This window comes from Limnohabitans sp. Rim8 (genome assembly GCF_943326455.1).
Classification (GTDB): Bacteria; Pseudomonadota; Gammaproteobacteria; order Burkholderiales; family Burkholderiaceae_C; genus Limnohabitans_A.
The window spans coordinates 1-16,915 of the sequence record NZ_CALPTI020000021.1 but is presented as its reverse complement, the minus strand read 5'-3'; the positions used below and the strand labels follow the sequence as shown (position 1 = coordinate 16,915).

The 16,915-nt window shown below is 58.4% G+C and carries 19 protein-coding genes and 2 tRNA genes; 17 read left to right on the top strand and 4 right to left on the bottom strand.

Translation table 11 applies throughout. From position 1 onward, the window contains the following. The first annotated feature begins 49 nt into the window (after positions 1-49). The 7 genes from Q1M54_RS12915 to Q1M54_RS12885 all read left to right on the top strand — a co-directional run bounded on the left by Q1M54_RS12915 (position 50) and on the right by Q1M54_RS12885 (position 6,505). Positions 50-808: a nucleotidyltransferase family protein gene (locus tag Q1M54_RS12915; RefSeq protein ID WP_300557845.1), complete on the top strand. Its 759-nt coding sequence runs from the start codon at positions 50-52 to the stop codon at positions 806-808. Further along, on the top strand, positions 805-2,193 hold the full coding sequence (locus Q1M54_RS12910) for an aminopeptidase P N-terminal domain-containing protein (protein WP_300557843.1): 1,389 nt from the start codon (positions 805-807) through the stop codon (positions 2,191-2,193). Before Q1M54_RS12915 ends, Q1M54_RS12910 begins: the two co-directional genes overlap by 4 nt. 7 nt (positions 2,194-2,200) lie before the next feature. Further along, positions 2,201-2,806 carry an MOSC domain-containing protein gene (locus Q1M54_RS12905; RefSeq protein WP_300557841.1) on the top strand — a complete coding sequence of 202 codons (606 nt, stop codon included), beginning with the start codon at positions 2,201-2,203 and terminating at the stop codon, positions 2,804-2,806. A gap of 194 nt (positions 2,807-3,000) precedes the next feature. After that, positions 3,001-5,304, top strand: coding sequence for an NADP-dependent malic enzyme (locus Q1M54_RS12900; RefSeq protein ID WP_300557839.1), 2,304 nt, complete (start codon positions 3,001-3,003; stop codon positions 5,302-5,304). 220 nt (positions 5,305-5,524) lie between these two features. Further along, entirely contained in the window at positions 5,525-5,872 is a 348-nt protein-coding gene (locus tag Q1M54_RS12895) for a ribonuclease domain-containing protein (protein WP_300557938.1), read from the top strand. Between the two features lie 25 nt (positions 5,873-5,897). Next, positions 5,898-6,323, top strand: coding sequence for a barstar family protein (locus tag Q1M54_RS12890; protein ID WP_019426923.1), 426 nt, complete (start codon positions 5,898-5,900; stop codon positions 6,321-6,323). Then, the gene (locus Q1M54_RS12885) at positions 6,302-6,505 is read left to right on the top strand and encodes a hypothetical protein (protein WP_300557836.1); all 204 of its coding nucleotides are present in this window, start codon (positions 6,302-6,304) and stop codon (positions 6,503-6,505) included. The genes Q1M54_RS12890 and Q1M54_RS12885 overlap by 22 nt, the downstream gene beginning before the upstream one ends. A 90-nt stretch (positions 6,506-6,595) precedes the next feature. Here Q1M54_RS12885 and Q1M54_RS12880 read toward each other — a convergent pair whose 3' ends face one another. Genes Q1M54_RS12880 through apaG form a run of 4 tightly spaced genes read right to left on the bottom strand, consistent with a single transcriptional unit; the run spans position 6,596 to position 9,006 of the window. Continuing rightward, positions 6,596-7,078 carry a CinA family protein gene (locus Q1M54_RS12880; RefSeq protein WP_300557834.1) on the bottom strand — a complete coding sequence of 161 codons (483 nt, stop codon included), beginning with the start codon at positions 7,076-7,078 and terminating at the stop codon, positions 6,596-6,598. Continuing rightward, positions 7,075-7,623 (bottom strand): phosphatidylglycerophosphatase A, encoded by a 549-nt coding sequence (locus tag Q1M54_RS12875; protein ID WP_300557832.1) that lies wholly within the window; start codon positions 7,621-7,623, stop codon positions 7,075-7,077. Before Q1M54_RS12875 ends, Q1M54_RS12880 begins: the two co-directional genes overlap by 4 nt. Further along, positions 7,620-8,579, bottom strand: a complete 960-nt coding sequence (gene thiL / locus Q1M54_RS12870) for a thiamine-phosphate kinase (protein WP_300557830.1) — start codon at positions 8,577-8,579, stop codon at positions 7,620-7,622. Before thiL ends, Q1M54_RS12875 begins: the two co-directional genes overlap by 4 nt. A gap of 34 nt (positions 8,580-8,613) precedes the next feature. After that, on the bottom strand, positions 8,614-9,006 hold the full coding sequence (gene apaG, locus Q1M54_RS12865) for a Co2+/Mg2+ efflux protein ApaG (RefSeq protein ID WP_300557829.1): 393 nt from the start codon (positions 9,004-9,006) through the stop codon (positions 8,614-8,616). A gap of 29 nt (positions 9,007-9,035) precedes the next feature. Here apaG and rpe point away from each other — a divergent pair, with 29 nt between their 5' ends. From rpe to Q1M54_RS12815, 10 genes are all read left to right on the top strand, one after another. Continuing rightward, the gene (gene rpe, locus Q1M54_RS12860) at positions 9,036-9,716 is read left to right on the top strand and encodes a ribulose-phosphate 3-epimerase (protein WP_300557827.1); all 681 of its coding nucleotides are present in this window, start codon (positions 9,036-9,038) and stop codon (positions 9,714-9,716) included. Positions 9,717-9,731: 15 nt separating this feature from the next. Next, entirely contained in the window at positions 9,732-10,454 is a 723-nt protein-coding gene (gene gph, locus Q1M54_RS12855; RefSeq protein ID WP_300557825.1) for a phosphoglycolate phosphatase, read from the top strand. A gap of 325 nt (positions 10,455-10,779) precedes the next feature. Further along, complete coding sequence (gene trpE, locus Q1M54_RS12850; RefSeq protein WP_300557823.1) at positions 10,780-12,279, top strand: anthranilate synthase component I; 1,500 nt, start codon at positions 10,780-10,782, stop codon at positions 12,277-12,279. A gap of 2 nt (positions 12,280-12,281) precedes the next feature. After that, positions 12,282-12,863, top strand: coding sequence for an aminodeoxychorismate/anthranilate synthase component II (locus tag Q1M54_RS12845; RefSeq protein WP_300557821.1), 582 nt, complete (start codon positions 12,282-12,284; stop codon positions 12,861-12,863). Continuing rightward, positions 12,860-13,936: a low-specificity L-threonine aldolase gene (ltaE, locus tag Q1M54_RS12840; protein WP_300557819.1), complete on the top strand. Its 1,077-nt coding sequence runs from the start codon at positions 12,860-12,862 to the stop codon at positions 13,934-13,936. The genes Q1M54_RS12845 and ltaE overlap by 4 nt, the downstream gene beginning before the upstream one ends. Positions 13,937-13,962: 26 nt before the next feature. Then, positions 13,963-14,991, top strand: a complete 1,029-nt coding sequence (gene trpD, locus Q1M54_RS12835) for an anthranilate phosphoribosyltransferase (RefSeq protein WP_300557817.1) — start codon at positions 13,963-13,965, stop codon at positions 14,989-14,991. Positions 14,992-15,044: 53 nt separating this feature from the next. Further along, complete coding sequence (gene trpC / locus Q1M54_RS12830) at positions 15,045-15,833, top strand: indole-3-glycerol phosphate synthase TrpC (RefSeq protein WP_300557815.1); 789 nt, start codon at positions 15,045-15,047, stop codon at positions 15,831-15,833. A 47-nt stretch (positions 15,834-15,880) separates the two neighbouring features. Further along, complete coding sequence (locus Q1M54_RS12825; RefSeq protein WP_300557936.1) at positions 15,881-16,594, top strand: uracil-DNA glycosylase; 714 nt, start codon at positions 15,881-15,883, stop codon at positions 16,592-16,594. Between the two features lie 61 nt (positions 16,595-16,655). Next, positions 16,656-16,741: transfer RNA gene (locus Q1M54_RS12820), tRNA-Tyr, on the top strand. A gap of 85 nt (positions 16,742-16,826) precedes the next feature. After that, positions 16,827-16,900: transfer RNA gene (locus Q1M54_RS12815), tRNA-Gly, on the top strand. The last annotated feature ends 15 nt before the right edge of the window (positions 16,901-16,915 follow it).

The following is a 16,915-nucleotide window of genomic DNA, read 5'->3' as shown; positions in this document are numbered from 1 at the left end:
CATGAGCGCCTTTAGCCATCAGCATCTGAGGCATGGCAATATCCGGGGCATGTTTTCAACCTTTGATGCTCAAGCCATGGTGCTGGCCGCTGGACGTGGCGAGCGCATGCGCCCCTTGACCGACCATATTCCTAAACCTATGTTGCAGGTGCGCGGACAGCCACTCATGCAGTGGCCCATGCAGGCGCTGGCCCGGGGTGGCTTTGTCCGCCAGTTGGTCAATACCGCGTGGTTGGGCGAAAAGATACCGGCGCACTTTGGTGAACGCATCACTTGGGCGGGCTTGCCCGAAGTAGAGATCGCCTATTCGCACGAAGGGCAAGATTTTGGCCATGCGCTTGAAACTGCGGGTGGGATTGTGCGCGCCTTGCCGCACTTGGCTGAGGTGTTTTGGGTGGTGGCAGGCGATGTCTTCGCGCCGGATTTTGTCTTCGCCCCAGGGTCTGTTCGGCGTTTTGCCGCCAGCACGGCTTTGGCCCACCTGTGGCTGGTGCCCAACCCTGCACACAACCCGAGCGGCGATTTTGGCTTGTCGGCGTCGGGCCAAATTCTGAATTTGGCCAAAGGCTCAGTGGGCTGCGATCACACCTTCAGCACCATTGCCTTGTACAAAAGATCATTTTTTGCAGGATGTGGCCTGCTGCCCGGCAACCCGGATGGCGTCGCCCTGGCCCTGGCCCCCTTGCTGCGGGCCGCGATGGACAGAGGTTTGGTGACGGGTGAGGTTTATGCCGGCGACTGGACCGATGTGGGTACGCCGGAGCGTTTGGCGCAGCTCAACAGGGATCTGCCTAGAATTACAGCATGACCACCCAGACGATTTACACCCAACGCCGTGCCCGCCTTGCTGCCCAACTGGGCTCGGGCGGTATCGCCATCATCCCCACCGCGCCCGAGCGCCAGCGCAACCGCGACAGCGATTACCTGTACCGGCACGACAGCTACTTTTATTACCTGACCGGTTTCACCGAGCCCCATGCCAGTCTGGTCATCACTGCTGAGGGAGAAACCACGCTGTTTTGCCAGCCCAAAGACCTGGAGCGTGAAATCTGGGACGGTATCCGCTTGGGGCCAGACGCGGCACCCGCAGCTTTGGGCGTGGACAGGGCTTTGCCGATCAGCGAGATGGCCGCGCACATGCCCAAGTTGCTCGAAAACCGCAGCACCGTTTGGTATCCGTTTGCCATCCACGCTGGGCTGGAAGGTTTGGTGGCCGGTTGGTTGCAGTCGGTGCGCGCACGGGTGCGCTATGGCGCAATGTGTCCCGAGCAGCAGCGCGATTTGTGCAGCTTGCTGGATGAAATGCGCTTGGTCAAAGACGCGCACGAGCAGGACATCATGCGCCGGGCCAGTGCCATCAGCGCCCGCGCCCACATCCGCGCCATGCAGCGCAGCGCGGCCATGCTGCGTGCGGGTCAAGAGGTGCGCGAATACCACTTGGATGCCGAGTTGCTGCACGAATTTCGCCAAAACGGCTCTCAATACCCGGCCTATGGCTCCATCGTCGCAGGCGGCGCCAATGCCTGCGTGCTGCACTACCGCGCCGATGCGGCTTTGATCAAAGACGGCGACATGGTGCTGATCGACGCGGGTTGCGAGTTGGACGGCTACGCCAGCGACATCACACGCACCTTTCCGGCCAACGGCCAATTCACCGGCCCACAACGCGCTTTGTACGACCTGGTGCTGGCCTCACAAGATGCGGCCGTGGCTGCCACCAAGGCGGGTGCCCGTTTTGTGGATCCGCACGAGGCCACCGTGGCCGTGCTGGCGCAGGGCCTCTTGGATGTTGGCTTGCTCGACAAGAACAAGGTCGGCAACGCGCAGGACGTGATCGCCAACCGCAGTTATTTTCAGTTTTACATGCACCGCACTGGCCACTGGCTGGGCATGGATGTGCACGACTGCGGCAGCTATGTCGAACCGTCGCAGGTGGGCCAGGTCAGTGAGCGCAAAGACCCGCTGAGCGGAGAATTGATCAAGGACCGCCCCAGCCGCATCTTGCAGCCGGGTATGGTTTTGACCATCGAGCCGGGCTTGTATGTGCGTCCCGCCCCGGGCGTGCCTGAGAAGTTCTACCACATCGGCATCCGCATCGAAGACGACGCCATCGTGACCGCCACGGGTTGTGAGCTGATCACCCGCGGCGTGCCGGTCAAGGCCGACGAGATTGAAGCCTTGATGCGGGGCTGAAGGGCCCATGCCATCCAGTTTTCGGCATGTGGTGTCGGGCACACTGATCTCCATCCAGACCGGCCAGGTTCGTCCCCTGATGGTGGGCGGGCGCAAAATGGTCTCGGCCATTGGCAAAACGGCTGTCGCTGGTCCCATCGAAGTGGGGGTTCTGGGCCTTGCCGGTGACGATCAGGCCGACTTGTCGGTACATGGCGGCTTGAGCAAAGCCGTGTATGCCCTCCCGTCCGAGCACCTGGCCTGGTGGCAGGTGCAGCGCCAAACCCGGGGTGCGACGATGTTTGAAGAAGCCCTAACGCCTGGCTACTTGGGCGAAAACCTGAGCCTGCAAGGCGTGCTTGAGCAAGACCTCTTTGTGGGCGACTGCCTGAACTTTGGCGATGTGGTTTTGCGCGTGACACAGCCTCGCGAGCCTTGCGGCAAGTTCAACGCGGTCATGGGCTACGCCGGAGCCGCCAAAGACATGGTGGACAGTGGGCGTTGCGGGTTTTATTTGGCGGTGGACAAGCCGGGAACGCTGAGGGCAGGCGCTTCATTTCATGTGGTGCAGGGCCACAGATCGGTCAGTATCCTCCAAGCTTTGCAGTACAAAGCCTGGAAACACAGGCGTTAAAGCGCTCTATTTGTGCCAAAAAGTCAAAAGCCAACTCACTTGCTACGCAGATTTACGCAGTCTTGACCCCCTAATCCGGGGCCTACAATGAAAAGACCGCCATTCAAGCACGCACACCAATGTGTTCGAACGGACAGACGAAGACGGCTGAACCCCAGCAGTCCACAGGCAAATTATCAAAGCGGAGTACATCCATGACCAACAAGGTTCAAGCCGAAGAAAAGCGCGCACAACTGCGCAAAGCGGCGCTCGAATACCATGAGTTTCCGACCCCCGGCAAGGTGGCCATTGCAGCCACCAAACAACTGGTCAACCAGCACGATTTGGCTTTGGCCTATTCGCCAGGCGTTGCTGCGCCTTGTGAAGAAATCGTCAAAGACCCGGCCAACGCTTTCAAATACACCAGCCGTGGCAACTTGGTGGGTGTGGTGACCAATGGCACGGCGGTGCTCGGTCTGGGCGACATCGGCCCGCTGGCCAGCAAGCCGGTCATGGAGGGCAAAGGCGTTTTGTTCAAGAAGTTCTCGGGCATTGACGTGTTTGACATCGAAATCAATGAAAAAGACCCGGACAAGTTGGTCGAGATCATCGCCTCGCTGGAGCCCACCTTTGGTGGCATCAACCTCGAAGACATCAAGGCGCCAGACTGCTTCTACATTGAGCGCAAATTGCGTGAGCGCATGAAAATCCCGGTCTTTCACGACGACCAGCACGGCACTGCCATTGTGGTGGGTGCCGCCATTTTGAACGGCCTCAAAGTCGTGGGCAAAGACCCCAAACAGATCAAGCTGGTCACCTCGGGCGCGGGCGCTGCGGCGCTGGCTTGCTTGGGCTTGTTGGTCAAGCTGGGCATTCCACGCGAAAACATTTGGGTCACCGATTTGGCTGGCGTGGTCTATGAAGGGCGCACCGAGCTGATGGACGAAGACAAGATTCAGTTTGTGCAAAAGACCGAGCACCGCACTTTGGCGCAAGTCATTGCTGGGGCCGACGTGTTCTTGGGTTTGTCGGCGGGCGGCGTCCTCAAGCAAGACATGGTCAAGTCCATGGCCGCCAAGCCCCTAATTTTTGCGCTGGCCAACCCCAACCCCGAAATCAACCCCGAAGACGTCAAAGCTGTGCGCGACGACGCGATCATGGCAACGGGTCGCACCGACTACCCGAACCAGGTCAACAACGTCCTGTGTTTCCCCTATATTTTCAGGGGCGCTTTGGATGCGGGTGCTTCGACCATCACTTTGGAGATGGAGATTGCCGCTGTTCATGCGATCGCCGAATTGGCCCAAGCCGAGCAAAGCGAAGTGGTGGCAGCTGCTTACGTGGGCGAGCCTTTGGCCTTTGGCCCTGAGTACTTGATCCCCAAGCCCTTTGATCCGCGTTTGATGATCAAAATTGCGCCTGCGGTTGCCCAAGCGGCGGCCGAAAGTGGTGTGGCTTTGAGGCCCATCAAGGACATGGACGCTTACCGCGAAAGTCTGCAAGGTTTTGTCTATGCCTCTGGCACCATGATGAAGCCCATTTTCACGGCCGCCAAACGCGCCCTGAAAAAACGCATCGCCTACAGTGAAGGTGAAGAAGAGCGGGTGTTGCGCGCCTCGCAAATCGTGGTGGACGAGGGCATTGCCCGCCCCACCTTGATTGGTCGCCCTGCTGTGATTGCCGAGCGCATCGAGAAGTTCGGTCTGCGCCTGAAAGAAGAGCTCGATTACGACGTGGTCAACGTTGAAGACGACCACCGTTACCGGGATTTTTGGCAGACTTACCACCGCATGACTGAGCGCAAGGGCATTACCCAGCAAATGGCCAAGATCGAGATGCGCCGCCGTTTGTCGCTCATTGGTGCCATGTTGCTGCAAAAAGGTGATGTGGACGGCATGATTTGTGGCACATGGGGCACCAACCCGATGCACCTGAATTACATCGACCAAGTCATCGGCAAGCGTGCGGGCGTCAATACGTTTGCTTGCATGAACGGTTTGATGTTGCCGGGACGCCAGGTTTTCATGGTCGACACCCATGTCAATTACGACCCAACAGCCGAGCAATTGACCGAATTCACCATCATGGCGGCTGAAGAAATGCGCCGATTTGGCATTCAACCCAAAGCGGCGTTGTTGTCGCACTCCAATTTTGGTTCGTCTAACCAACCCAGCGCCGTCAAAATGCGCGATGTGTTGGAGCTGTTGCGCCAGAAGGCCCCGTGGCTTGAAGTGGACGGCGAAATGCACGGGGATGTGGCTTTGGACGCCGCCGCACGCCACGCCATCATGCCCAACAGCACTTTGATTGGCGATGCCAACTTGCTGGTTTTGCCCAATATCGATGCGGCCAATATCGCCTACAACTTGCTCAAAACCGCTGCGGGCGGCAACATTGCGGTGGGTCCAGTTTTGCTGGGCGCTGCCAAACCCGTTCATATTTTGACGCCCAGCACGACTGTGCGCCGGATTGTGAACATGACGGCTTTGACCGTGGCAGACGCCAACGCGGCCAGATAAGAGCCCAAATGGGAGTGTGTCCTCACATGCGGTAAAAATGCCCCAAATACATTGGCCTGTTTATTGGGCATTCGCTTGCATTTTTATCGCATTTGTCGCACACTAGCGCCTTCAAGTTTTCGGGTAAACCCGGAGGCTCCTGAAAGGTGTACTCATGAAGGTGGCCCAGCAATTGGTGTCCCGCCAGCACTGGTTTGCAGTGTTGTTGGGCCTTGTTTGGATGGCTTGCACGGTTTTGGTGCATGCCAAGCAGCCCGTTGAGGTGACGAGCTTGGCCACCGTGTTGGTGGCCGATTTGCCCCGCGAAGCGCAAGAAACGTACCAAACCATTCGAAAGGGTGGTCCTTTTCCTTACGAAAAGGACGGGACTGTTTTTGGCAACCGTGAACGGCTTTTGCCTCGTCAAGACCGCGGGTTTTACCGCGAATACACCGTCAGGACCCCTGGAGAGCGCAGCCGTGGGGCCCGCCGCATTGTTTGCGGTGGTCCAGTCCCTGCGGAGCCTAAAGCCTGTTACTACACACAAGACCATTACGCGAGTTTTCGCATGATGGTTGACCGACCTTGATTTTTGTTTGAGAAAGACCACGGAGATGGACACGCTGACACGCCATGACCAAGAGGCGCCCCTGAAGGGTGTGCGGTCAAACATCGTGCAGTCGATTCGCGCTTACCGCGTGAGCGACCTGCAGGAAGCCGCCCAAGGATTGGGGCATCACTTTTTGTACGCCAACTTGGCGGAAGCCCAGAGCAAACAGGATGTGCTGGATTTGATTGGTGCGCAATTCACTTTGCCATCGCACTTCGGCAAAAATTTTGATGCGCTCTACGACTGCATGACAGACCCTTTGCACAAATCGGGCCCACAGCCCGGCTTCATTGTGGTGTTGGAGCAGATTCCGGCCCACGTGAAATTCGACAAAGAGGCCCGCGAGCAATTGCTGGACATCTTCCGTGACACGGCCGATTTCTGGGGAGACAGGAAGGTACCCTTCCGATGCTTCTATTCTTTTCTGTAGCCCGTTCTGCGCAAAACAGCCAAGCAGGACGGGCGATTGAGGCACAAACCGAGGATGCCATCATGGCCGAGTCGGTCGAGGAAGGCGAAAAAATGCCCACCGACAAGTTGGTGGATGTCTCGCCTTTGGCGCTGCGCATGAGCAGCCCTTTCAATGCAGGGTACTGGCTCGCTGCAGCTTGATTCCTTGAGCAGCCCTAGGGGCTGCGCCACCATCAAAAAACCCGCTTTGCAGCGGGTTTTTTGATGGTTTTTTCCTTGCATTGGGCGCCGTCAGGTGGCGGTTTGGGGCAATCTTTTCATCAATCCCTCCAAAGCCCAAGCCACAGTGGCTTGCCGCACCTTATGCCGGTCGCCCCCAAATGTTTGCCGCTCAGCGTGAAGCTGACCGTCGATGCACCAAGCCAGCCAGACAGTGCCTATGGGCTTGTCGGCGCTTCCTCCGTCGGGGCCGGCAATGCCCGTGACCGCTAACGAGACTCGGGCGGGTGTTCTGTAAAAAGCGCCCAAGGCCATGGCGCGGGCTACATCCTCGCTGACAGCACCTTCGGCGGCGATGACTTCCGGGCGAACACCCAGCAAATCGGTTTTGGCCGCATTCGAATAGGTCACAAAACCGCGTTCAAACCACCGGCTGGACCCTGGCAAGTCGGTGCAATGGGCGGCAATCAAACCGCCAGTGCAGCTTTCGGCGGTGGCCATCATCCAGCCTAATGAGGTCAGGCGGTCCGCTAAAAGAGAGGTGACATCAGTCATACAAATGACCTCCAAAGTGCGATGACGAAAAGGGTGCAAAAGGCGGCGATCAGATCGTCAAAGACGATGCCCCAACCGCCTCGCCATCCAAAACCCTTGAACAAACGATCGGCCCAAGCCACAGGACCTGGCTTGACAGCGTCGAAAAAACGAAACAGGCCAAACGCCACCAACTGTCCAGTGAAGTCGGTGGGCATAAGGACGAAAAAAATCAGCCACATGGCCAAAATCTCATCCCAAACAATGGCGCCGGGGTCGCTCACGCGGAGGTTGCGCGCGGTGACCGTGCAAGCCCACCAACCTAAAAGCAAGCCCGTCACGATCAAAGCAGCTTGAAGTGGCAACGACAAGTTGTGTTGGATCAGCAACCAAGACGCCCACCCCCACAAGCTACCGACGGTGCCTGGGGCTTTGGGCGAAAGGCCCGAACCAAAACCCAAAGCGATCGCGTGTGCCGGGTGTTTGAACATGAATGCCGCCGTCGCACGCACTGGCCCCAGCTGGGCGGTGTTGTCAGAGGTGGTCGTTGGCCCGCTCATTGTCATGCGAAATGGTCAAAAGAACGGAAGTCGTGGTGTACAACATCCCCGTTGTCATCCATCACCACCAAGCCTCTGCCTGGCGTGATGCGGCCGATGCGGGTGATGGGTGTTCCGCTGCTCAAAGCGGCCGCTTCAACCGATTGCTGCGATGCTGGCGGGGCGGTGAACACCAGTTCGTAGTCGTCACCGCCAGACAATACGCAGCGCAGCAGCCATTCACAGGGGCAGTCCCAGGCTTGGCGGGTGAGCATCAGCTGCGACAGGACGGACAAGTTCAACTGGGCGCCGACGCCGCTGGCCTTGAGGATATGCCCCAAGTCACCCAGCAAGCCATCGCTGACATCGGCCATTGCACTGGCAATGCCGCGCAAAGAAGTGCCCAACGCCATGCGCGGTGTCGGGGTTTCCATGCGTGCCCTGGCCAGGTCAAAAACAGCTTGCGGTACGCTCAAGTTGCCTCTAAAAACCTCCAAGGCCAGTCGCGCATCGCCCAAATGACCGCTCACATAAATGTCGTCCCCTGTTTGCGCTGTGCTGCGCAAAATGGCTTGCCCATGGGGGGTTTCGCCCATCACGGTGATGGCGATGTTCAAAGGACCTTGGGTGGTGTCACCACCGATCAACTCACAGGCGTGCGAATCGGCCAAAGTCAACAGGCCCTGAGAGAAACCCGATAGCCACTCTTCGTCAGAGCGGGGCAATGACAAGGACAGCAAAAAAGCACGAGGGGTTGCACCACACGCAGCCAAATCACTCAGGTTCACAGCCAAGGCTTTGTGGCCCAAAGACCGGGGAGATACCGTGGACAAAAAGTGACGCCCTTCGACCAGCATGTCGGCCGAAAAAGCCAACTGGTGACCGGGGTGGGGTGTCCACACAGCGCAGTCGTCGCCAATGCCAACAGCCGCTTGCCGTGCAGGCCGTTTGAAGTAGCGCTCGATCAGCTCAAATTCACCCATGGCCTGAGCTTAACCGCAACTTCGCTGGAGAGGCTCAGTGCAGAGTGCGGCCCGCTGGTATCGTGTTGGACGATTCCAATACGAAGGTGCCGATGGCCGCGTCGAAGCGGTGACCATCTTCTGCCACAAAGAAATAACTGCCGCCCATGGTTCCACTTGGGGCCCGCAAACGGCAGCCGCTGCTGTATTGGAAGGATTCACCTGGCCGCAAAAGAGGCTGTTGACCGACAACGCCCAAACCTTTGACCTCTTCAGAATGCCCGCGCTCGTCTTGAATGACCCAATGACGGGAAATCAATTGCACTGGCACCTTGCCGGTATTGGTCACCGTGACGGTGTAAGCAAAGGCAAAAACCTCTTGCAAGGGCTTGCTTTGGTCGGCCACGTATTGGGGCACGACATCGATTTGAACGTTGTAAGCAGACATGGGCCGATGTTAACTGCGACAATTCTGGGATGACGAAGACCTACCGCATTGCCCCTTCCATTCTCTCGGCTGATTTCGCTCGCTTGGGTGACGAAGTCAAAAGCGTCATCGACGCTGGCGCCGACTGGATCCATTTCGACGTGATGGACAACCATTACGTCCCCAACCTGACCTTTGGGCCCATGATCTGCCAAGCTCTGAAGCCGCACGCCATAACAGCGGCAGGCGTGGCGGTGCCAATCGATGTCCATTTGATGGTCTCGCCCGTGGACGCCTTGGCCGCGTCTTTTGCCGATGCCGGAGCGGACCTCGTCAGCTTCCATCCTGATGCCAGTGGGCATGTACACCGCAGCATTCAGGCCATCAAAGCCAAGGGCGTGAAGGCGGGTTTGGTGTTCAACCCGGCAGAACCGCTCGATGTGCTGGAGTGGACCATCGATGAGATCGACCTGATCCTCATCATGAGCGTCAACCCGGGCTTTGGCGGTCAAAGTTTCATTGACTCAGCGCTGCGCAAGATCGAGCAAGCGCGCAAACTGATCGATGCCAGCGGCCGTGACATTCGCCTAGAGGTCGATGGCGGTATCAAAACCGACAACATTCGACGCGTGGCCGATGCCGGGGCCGACACCTTTGTGGCCGGCAGTGCGATTTTCGGCAAGCCCGATTACAAAGCCGTGATCGACCAGATGCGCGTGGCTTTGGGCTAAGTGGGCTTGAGTACGATGCAAAATTTGCAAGATCTGACGCAGATCGAAGCTGTTATTTTTGATCTGGACGGCACTTTGGTGCACACCTTGGGCGATTTCCAGGTGGCCCTGCACCGCACCATGGTCGATCTGGACTTGCCCCCGGTATCGGACGCGCTGATTGCGCAAGCCATTGGCAAAGGCTCGGAGCACCTGATCCGCAGCCTGCTGGCGCACCAAATCGCCAGACCCGAAGTCAAAGGGGTGGGGCAAGCGTGTGCAGCCTTGACGGTGGACGCCTTGTTTGACCGCGCTTGGCAGCGCTACCAGCACCACTATTTGGCCATCAACGGCCAATTCGCTGACGTCTACCCCGGCGTGCTGGACGTCCTGAAACACTTGGCGGCCAACAACGTGCCCATGGCGTGTCTGACCAACAAGCCCTTGGCCTTTGCTCAAGCCTTGCTCAAAGACAAGGCCTTGACGCACTTCTTTGGCCCTGTGTTTGGTGGGGACAGTTTCGAGCGCAAAAAGCCCGATCCTTTGCCCATCTTAAAAACCTGCGAAGCTTTGGGCACTTCTGTGGCGCGCACCTTGATGGTGGGCGACTCCAGCAACGATGCCCAAGCCGCTCACGCTGCAGGGTGCCCGGTGGTGCTGGTGACTTATGGCTACAACCATGGCCAACCCGTGCAAGACACGCCTGCTGCTGCCTGGTTAGACAGCCTTGCCGACCTGCCTGCACGCTTGAACGCTTGAATACGCCTGCGAAGCGTTGAGCAAGGAGGGCAGTTTGACCAAGCTCCCAAAGTGCTTGCTTGGGTCTCAACCAAAGCGTCTCGGGCCTTTGCTACACTCTCAACACCATGTTCACCCTCCATCACCATTCCAGCGCAGCCTGCCTGCCGAGCCATTCCCTTTCGGAAGGCCGGGGAGCCTGGCCCTGGCGTCAGCCAGCCTGACCCCATCGACTCTGCGGCTTGCCCGCCACCCGCGCCCGGATTCCTTTACACCATGACCGGGCACCTGGAAGAATGAAAAGCAGCTTGCACAAGCTTGCTGAGCGCTTTGGAGGCATTAGCCTGTGATCACTGAACTTGAATTCAAAAGCCTGGCCAGCCAAGGCTACAACCGCATTCCCCTCATGATCGAGGCCTTTGCGGACCTGGAAACACCCCTGTCGCTTTACCTGAAACTGGCGCACACCAAAGACAACGGCCAATACAGCTTCTTGCTCGAATCGGTGGTGGGTGGCGAGCGTTTTGGGCGCTACAGTTTTATTGGCTTGCCTGCGCGCACCTTGCTCAGGGCCAGTGGTTTTGGGGCCGAGGCCAAGACCGAGGTGGTGCGAGAGGGGAAGGTCATCGAGTCCGCTACGGGCAATCCACTGGATTTCATCGAGCAGTACCAAAAGCGTTTCAAGGTGGCCTTGCGCCCGGGTTTGCCCCGCTTTTGTGGTGGTCTGGCAGGCTATTTCGGTTATGACGCGGTGCGCTACATCGAGAAAAAGCTTGAAAAAACCTGCCCGCCGGATACCTTGGGCACGCCCGACATTCTGTTGTTGCAATGCGAAGAACTGGCCGTGATCGACAACTTGTCGGGCAAGCTCTACCTCATTGTCTATGCCGACCCGGCCACGCCAGAGGCCTATGTGGGCGCGAAAAAGCGCCTGCGCGATCTGAAAGAGCAGCTCAAATACTCGGTCAGTGCCCCGGTGGTCAAGCCCACTCAGTCTTACCCGGCTGAGCGCGATTTTTCCAAGGCCGATTACATCGCCGCCGTCGAAAAAGCCAAGGAATTGATCGCCGGCGGCGACTTCATGCAGGTGCAGGTGGGTCAGCGCATCAAAAAGCGCTACACGGAGAGTCCACTATCCCTGTACCGTGCGCTGCGCTCGCTCAACCCCAGCCCTTACATGTATTTCTACAACTTCGGCGACTTCCATGTCGTCGGGGCCAGCCCCGAAATTTTGGTGCGCCAGGAGCAAACCGAAGAAGGCGCCAAAGTCATCATCCGTCCTCTGGCGGGCACACGCCCTCGTGGCGCCACGCCCGAAAAAGACAAGGCCGCCGAGCAAGAACTGATCAATGACCCCAAAGAGCGCGCCGAGCATGTGATGCTGATCGATCTGGCCCGTAACGACATTGGGCGCATCGCCCAGATTGGCTCGGTCAAGGTGACCGAGGCCTTTGTGGTTGAGCGCTACAGCCACGTCATGCACATCGTCAGCAACGTCGAGGGAATGCTCAACGACGGCATGAGCAACATGGACGTGCTCAAAGCCACTTTTCCTGCAGGCACTCTTACGGGCGCACCCAAAGTTCACGCGATGGAGTTGATTGATCAGTTCGAACCCGTCAAGCGCGGCATCTACGGCGGCGCGTGTGGCTACATCAGCTATGCGGGCGACATGGATGTGGCGATTGCGATACGCACTGCCGTCATCAAGGACCAGATGCTCTACGTGCAGGCCGCGGCCGGTGTGGTAGCCGATTCGGTGCCCGAGATGGAGTGGCGCGAAACCGAGCACAAGGCGCGTGCCTTGTTGCGGGCCAGCGAGTTGGTTGAAGAAGGGCTGGAGTGATCATGTCGAAAAAAATCAAACTCCTGATGGTCGACAACTACGACTCCTTCACTTTCAACATCGTGCAGTATTTTGGCGAGTTGGGCGCGGAGGTTGAGGTTTTTCGCAACGACGAGATCACGCTGGAAGGCATTGCGGCACGCCAGCCTGACCGGTTGGTGATTTCGCCTGGCCCGTGTTCACCCGCCGAGGCGGGTATTTCGGTGGCGGCCATTCAACATTTCGCAGGCCAGTTGCCCATTTTGGGTGTGTGCCTCGGGCACCAGAGCATTGGCGCAGCCTTTGGCGGCAAGATCGTTCGTGCTCAGGAGTTGATGCATGGTAAGACCAGTGTCATCACCACCACGCAAGACGGCGTTTTCGCAGGCTTGCCCCCGCAGTTCACCGTTAACCGTTACCACTCTTTGGCCATTCAGCGGGCCACGTGTCCGCCTTGCCTGAAAGTCACCGCTTGGACCGACGACGGCGAGATCATGGGCGTGCGCCACACCGAGCTGGACATCGAAGGCGTGCAGTTCCACCCCGAATCCATCCTGACCGAGCATGGTCACGCCATGCTCAAGAACTTTTTGGTGCGACCATGAAAATGCCCATTGACCTGCGCAGCGACACCGTCACCCAGCCCACCGCAGCCATGCGGGAAGCCATGTTGCGCGCCCCCTTGGGAGACGATGTGTTTGGTGACGACCCCAGCGTCAACGCCTTGCAAGAACGCATCGCCCAACTCACGGGCAAAGAGGCCGCGCTGTTCATGCCCACCGGAACGCAGAGCAACCTGTGTGCTTTGATGGCGCACTGCGAGCGGGGCGACGAGTACATCGTGGGGCAAAACGCCCACACCTACCGCTACGAAGGCGGCGGTGCGGCGGTGCTGGGCAGCATCCAGCCGCAGCCGCTGGCGCAAAACGCTGCGGGTGAAATGTCTCTGGCCGATATTGCAGCAGCCATCAAGCCGATCGATTGCCACTTTGCCCGTACACGCTTGCTGGCGCTGGAAAACACTTGGAACGGTCACCCCATGTCGCAGGACTATTTGGCGCAAGCCACAGGTTTGGCCAAACGGCATGGCTTGGCCACGCATCTGGATGGCGCCCGCTTGTTCAATGCCGCCGTGGCGCAGGCAGACGGCGGATCGGTCACGGCCAGCGTACGCCGAATCGTTGACCATTTCGACAGCGTGTCCGTGTGTTTCAGCAAGGGCTTGGGCGCGCCGGTGGGCTCGGCCTTGTGCGGTTCTCGTGAATTGATCGCCTGTGCACTTCGCTGGCGCAAGGTGCTGGGCGGCGGTATGCGCCAGTCCGGCATTTTGGCCGCTGGAGCTTTGCATGCCCTGGCTCACCATGTGGACCGCCTGGCCGATGACCATGCTCTAGCTCAGCGCTTGGCCCAAGGCCTGCAGGGCTTGCCCGGTCTGAGCGTGCGTTCTGCGCAAACCAATATCGTGTTTGTGGACGTGGCCGATGGCCGTGGCCCCGCCTTGTTGGCCGAACTCAAGGCCCAAGGTGTTTTGGCCACAGGTTTGATCGGCCTGCGTTTTGTGACGCACCTGGATGTGGACGCTGCACGTGTCGACTTCGCCATCGCTTGCATTCGCCGTTTCATGGTCCAGCCTTTGGCGACCAACGGCACGGGATCATCCCCGTCTGGTATTTACTGAACACCCATTCCCATCAGGACGACGCCATGCCCATCACCCCCCAAGAAGCACTGCAACGCACCATTGAGCACCGCGAAATTTTCCATGACGAGATGCTGCACATCATGCGCATGATCATGAATGGAGAGTTGTCACCCGTCATGATGGCTTCTTTGCTCACGGGTTTGCGCGTCAAAAAAGAAACCATTGGCGAGATCACCGCCGCTGCGCAGGTGATGCGCGAGTTTTCCACCAAGGTCCATGTGGCCGACCCCACTCATTTGGTTGACATTGTGGGCACAGGCGGAGACGGTGCGCACACTTTCAACATCTCGACTTGCGCCATGTTTGTGGCTGCCGCGGCAGGGGCCAAAACGGCCAAACACGGTGGCCGCAGCGTGAGCAGCAAGTCCGGCAGCGCCGATGTGGTTGAGGCTTTGGGTGGCAACATCCATTTGTCGCCTGAGCAAATTGCCCGATCGATCGAAGAGGTCGGCATCGGTTTCATGTTCGCGCCCAATCACCATCCGGCCATGAAAAACGTGGCCCCTGTGCGCAAGGAGCTCGGCGTGCGCACGATGTTCAACATCCTCGGGCCTTTGACCAATCCTGCCAGTGCCCCCAATATTCTGATGGGTGTATTTCACTCTGACTTGGTGGGTATCCAGGTGCGTGCCTTGCAGCGTTTGGGCGCTGAGCACGCGGTGGTGGTCTATGGGCGCGATGGCATGGACGAGATCAGCTTGGGCGCCACCACTTTGGTGGGTGAATTGAAAAATGGCCAGATTACCGAATACGAAATTCACCCCGAAGACTTTGGGTTGACCATGGCCAGCAACCGTGCGCTGAAGGTCGATACACCGGAGCAGTCGATGGCCATGCTGCGCAGCGTGTTGGACAATCAGTCGGGTGCGGCGCGAGACATCGTCATGATCAATGCCGGCGCAGCTTTGTACGCGGCCAATGTGGCCAGCAGCATCGCCGACGGGCTCTCACGCGCCAAGGCGGCCATTGAGTCGGGCGCCGCCAAAGCCAAGCTGGCGCAGTTTGTGGCCTTTGGCCAGAAGGCGGCTTGAGCCATTTTGAATTTCCCCCCTCTGAGCCTCGGAGCTCGGACAGAAAGCAAATCATGAGTGACATCTTGGACAAAATTGTGGCAGTCAAGCGCGAAGAAGTGGCTGCTGCGCTCAGGCACAAACCCTTGGATGTGGTCCGAGCCGACGCCGAAAGCCGTGTGCTGACCAGAGACTTTGAAGGCGCCATGCGTGCCAAAATCACCGTTGGCCAAGCGGCAGTCATCGCAGAAGTCAAGAAAGCCAGTCCCTCTAAAGGCGTTTTGCGGGCTGAGTTCATTCCAGCGGATATCGCCCAGAGCTATGCCGAATTCGGTGCAGCATGTTTGTCGGTGTTGACCGACAAGCGGTTTTTTCAGGGCAGCGTTGATTTCTTGAAGCAGGCCCGCGCCAGCTGCGACCTGCCTGTGTTGCGCAAAGACTTCATGATCGATGTGTATCAGATCTATGAAGCCCGGGCCATGGGTGCCGATGCGATTTTATTGATCGCGGCCTGCTTGGACGATGCCCAGATGGCCGACATGGAGGCCGTAGCCCGCAGCTTGGACATGGCGGTCTTGGTCGAAGTGCATGACCGCGCCGAACTTGAGCGAGCACTGAAACTCAAGACGCGCCTTGTTGGCATCAACAACCGCAACTTGAAAACATTTGAGGTGTCATTGCAGACCACCTTGGACATGTTGTCCGACGTGCCTGCCGATCGTTTGCTGGTCACCGAAAGCGGAATCCAAACACCCGACGATGTTCGTCTCATGCGTGAGGCCAAGGTCCACGCCTTTTTGGTGGGTGAGGCTTTTATGCGCGCTGACGAGCCTGGTGAGGCCTTGGCCAAGCTCTTTGCCTGATGCCCTCTGGATTGGCGCAGCAGTCTCTTGATTTGGGCGATTCACCCATGGGTTGCGATCGCTTGGTGTGTTGGCCGCCAGATTTATCGGGGATGGATGAAGGCTGGGCCACTCTGGTACAAGGTTTTTTGAGCAGTGATGCGGGCCGTGCGCTGTCTTCGCGATTGTCCGATGCCCTGAGGGTTGGGCAAGTCGTTTTTCCGCCAGAGCCATTCAAGGCGCTCAGCCTGACGCCTCTGAAAGACGTTCGCGTGGTGATTCTGGGCCAAGACCCCTACCATGGGCCCGGCCAAGCGCACGGGCTGGCGTTTTCGGTGCCACCGGGGGTGCGGATCCCGCCCAGTCTGCGAAATATTTTCAAAGAACTGCAAGAAAGTTTGGGTTTGCCTGTGCCGCCACATGGGTCGCTGGTGCACTGGGCTCAGCAGGGCGTGTTGCTGCTCAATACTTGTTTGACGGTTGAGGCGGGACAGGCTGGCAGCCATGCCCGCTGGGGATGGGAGGCGTTGACCGATGCCTTGGTTGCCGCTGTGGCTGAAAGCCCCGGGCCCGTCGTGTTCATGTTGTGGGGTGCGCATGCGCAAGCCAAGAAGACAATACTGGATGCTGTGGCGGGCTCGTCCAGACATTTGATCCTTCAGGCCAATCACCCCTCACCGCTGTCTGCCTTGCGGCCCCCCCTGCCTTTTTTGGGGTGCGGCCATTTCGCCCGTGCCCAACTTTTTATGAGCCAAACGGGCAGGCAGCCCATCGCATGGTGAAAAGTTCCATGCTGACTTGCGCGTTGTCACAAAAAGATGGCATAATCTAAGACTCGCTTCTGGAGGGGTGCCCGAGTGGCTAAAGGGGGCAGACTGTAAATCTGTTGGCTTACGCCTACACTGGTTCGAATCCAGTCTCCTCCACCAGCAAACTGGCGAAAGCCGGCTTGATTGAGCAATTGGAAATGGTTTCAAGCATTGGCGTCGCATCCACTCGTGCGGTGCAATCAGTGCGGGAGTAGTTTAATGGTAGAACCTTAGCCTTCCAAGCTAATGACACGGGTTCGATTCCCGTTTCCCGCTCCAATTTGCCGGTGAGTT

Coding starts and splice junctions, on each gene's coding strand:
- apaG (WP_300557829.1), bottom strand. CDS start 9,006: ATGTCTGCTTACAACGTTCAAATCGATGTCGTGCCCCAATACGTGGCC.
- trpC (WP_300557815.1), top strand. CDS start 15,045: ATGAGTGACATCTTGGACAAAATTGTGGCAGTCAAGCGCGAAGAAGTG.
- trpD (WP_300557817.1), top strand. CDS start 13,963: ATGCCCATCACCCCCCAAGAAGCACTGCAACGCACCATTGAGCACCGC.
- Q1M54_RS12825 (WP_300557936.1), top strand. CDS start 15,881: ATGGGTTGCGATCGCTTGGTGTGTTGGCCGCCAGATTTATCGGGGATG.
- Q1M54_RS12915 (WP_300557845.1), top strand. CDS start 50: ATGTTTTCAACCTTTGATGCTCAAGCCATGGTGCTGGCCGCTGGACGT.
- Q1M54_RS12910 (WP_300557843.1), top strand. CDS start 805: ATGACCACCCAGACGATTTACACCCAACGCCGTGCCCGCCTTGCTGCC.
- Q1M54_RS12845 (WP_300557821.1), top strand. CDS start 12,282: ATGTCGAAAAAAATCAAACTCCTGATGGTCGACAACTACGACTCCTTC.
- Q1M54_RS12875 (WP_300557832.1), bottom strand. CDS start 7,623: ATGACAATGAGCGGGCCAACGACCACCTCTGACAACACCGCCCAGCTG.
- rpe (WP_300557827.1), top strand. CDS start 9,036: ATGACGAAGACCTACCGCATTGCCCCTTCCATTCTCTCGGCTGATTTC.
- gph (WP_300557825.1), top strand. CDS start 9,732: ATGCAAAATTTGCAAGATCTGACGCAGATCGAAGCTGTTATTTTTGAT.
- thiL (WP_300557830.1), bottom strand. CDS start 8,579: ATGGGTGAATTTGAGCTGATCGAGCGCTACTTCAAACGGCCTGCACGG.
- Q1M54_RS12895 (WP_300557938.1), top strand. CDS start 5,525: ATGGCTTGCACGGTTTTGGTGCATGCCAAGCAGCCCGTTGAGGTGACG.
- ltaE (WP_300557819.1), top strand. CDS start 12,860: ATGAAAATGCCCATTGACCTGCGCAGCGACACCGTCACCCAGCCCACC.
- Q1M54_RS12880 (WP_300557834.1), bottom strand. CDS start 7,078: ATGACTGATGTCACCTCTCTTTTAGCGGACCGCCTGACCTCATTAGGC.
- Q1M54_RS12905 (WP_300557841.1), top strand. CDS start 2,201: ATGCCATCCAGTTTTCGGCATGTGGTGTCGGGCACACTGATCTCCATC.
- Q1M54_RS12885 (WP_300557836.1), top strand. CDS start 6,302: ATGCTTCTATTCTTTTCTGTAGCCCGTTCTGCGCAAAACAGCCAAGCA.
- Q1M54_RS12890 (WP_019426923.1), top strand. CDS start 5,898: ATGGACACGCTGACACGCCATGACCAAGAGGCGCCCCTGAAGGGTGTG.
- Q1M54_RS12900 (WP_300557839.1), top strand. CDS start 3,001: ATGACCAACAAGGTTCAAGCCGAAGAAAAGCGCGCACAACTGCGCAAA.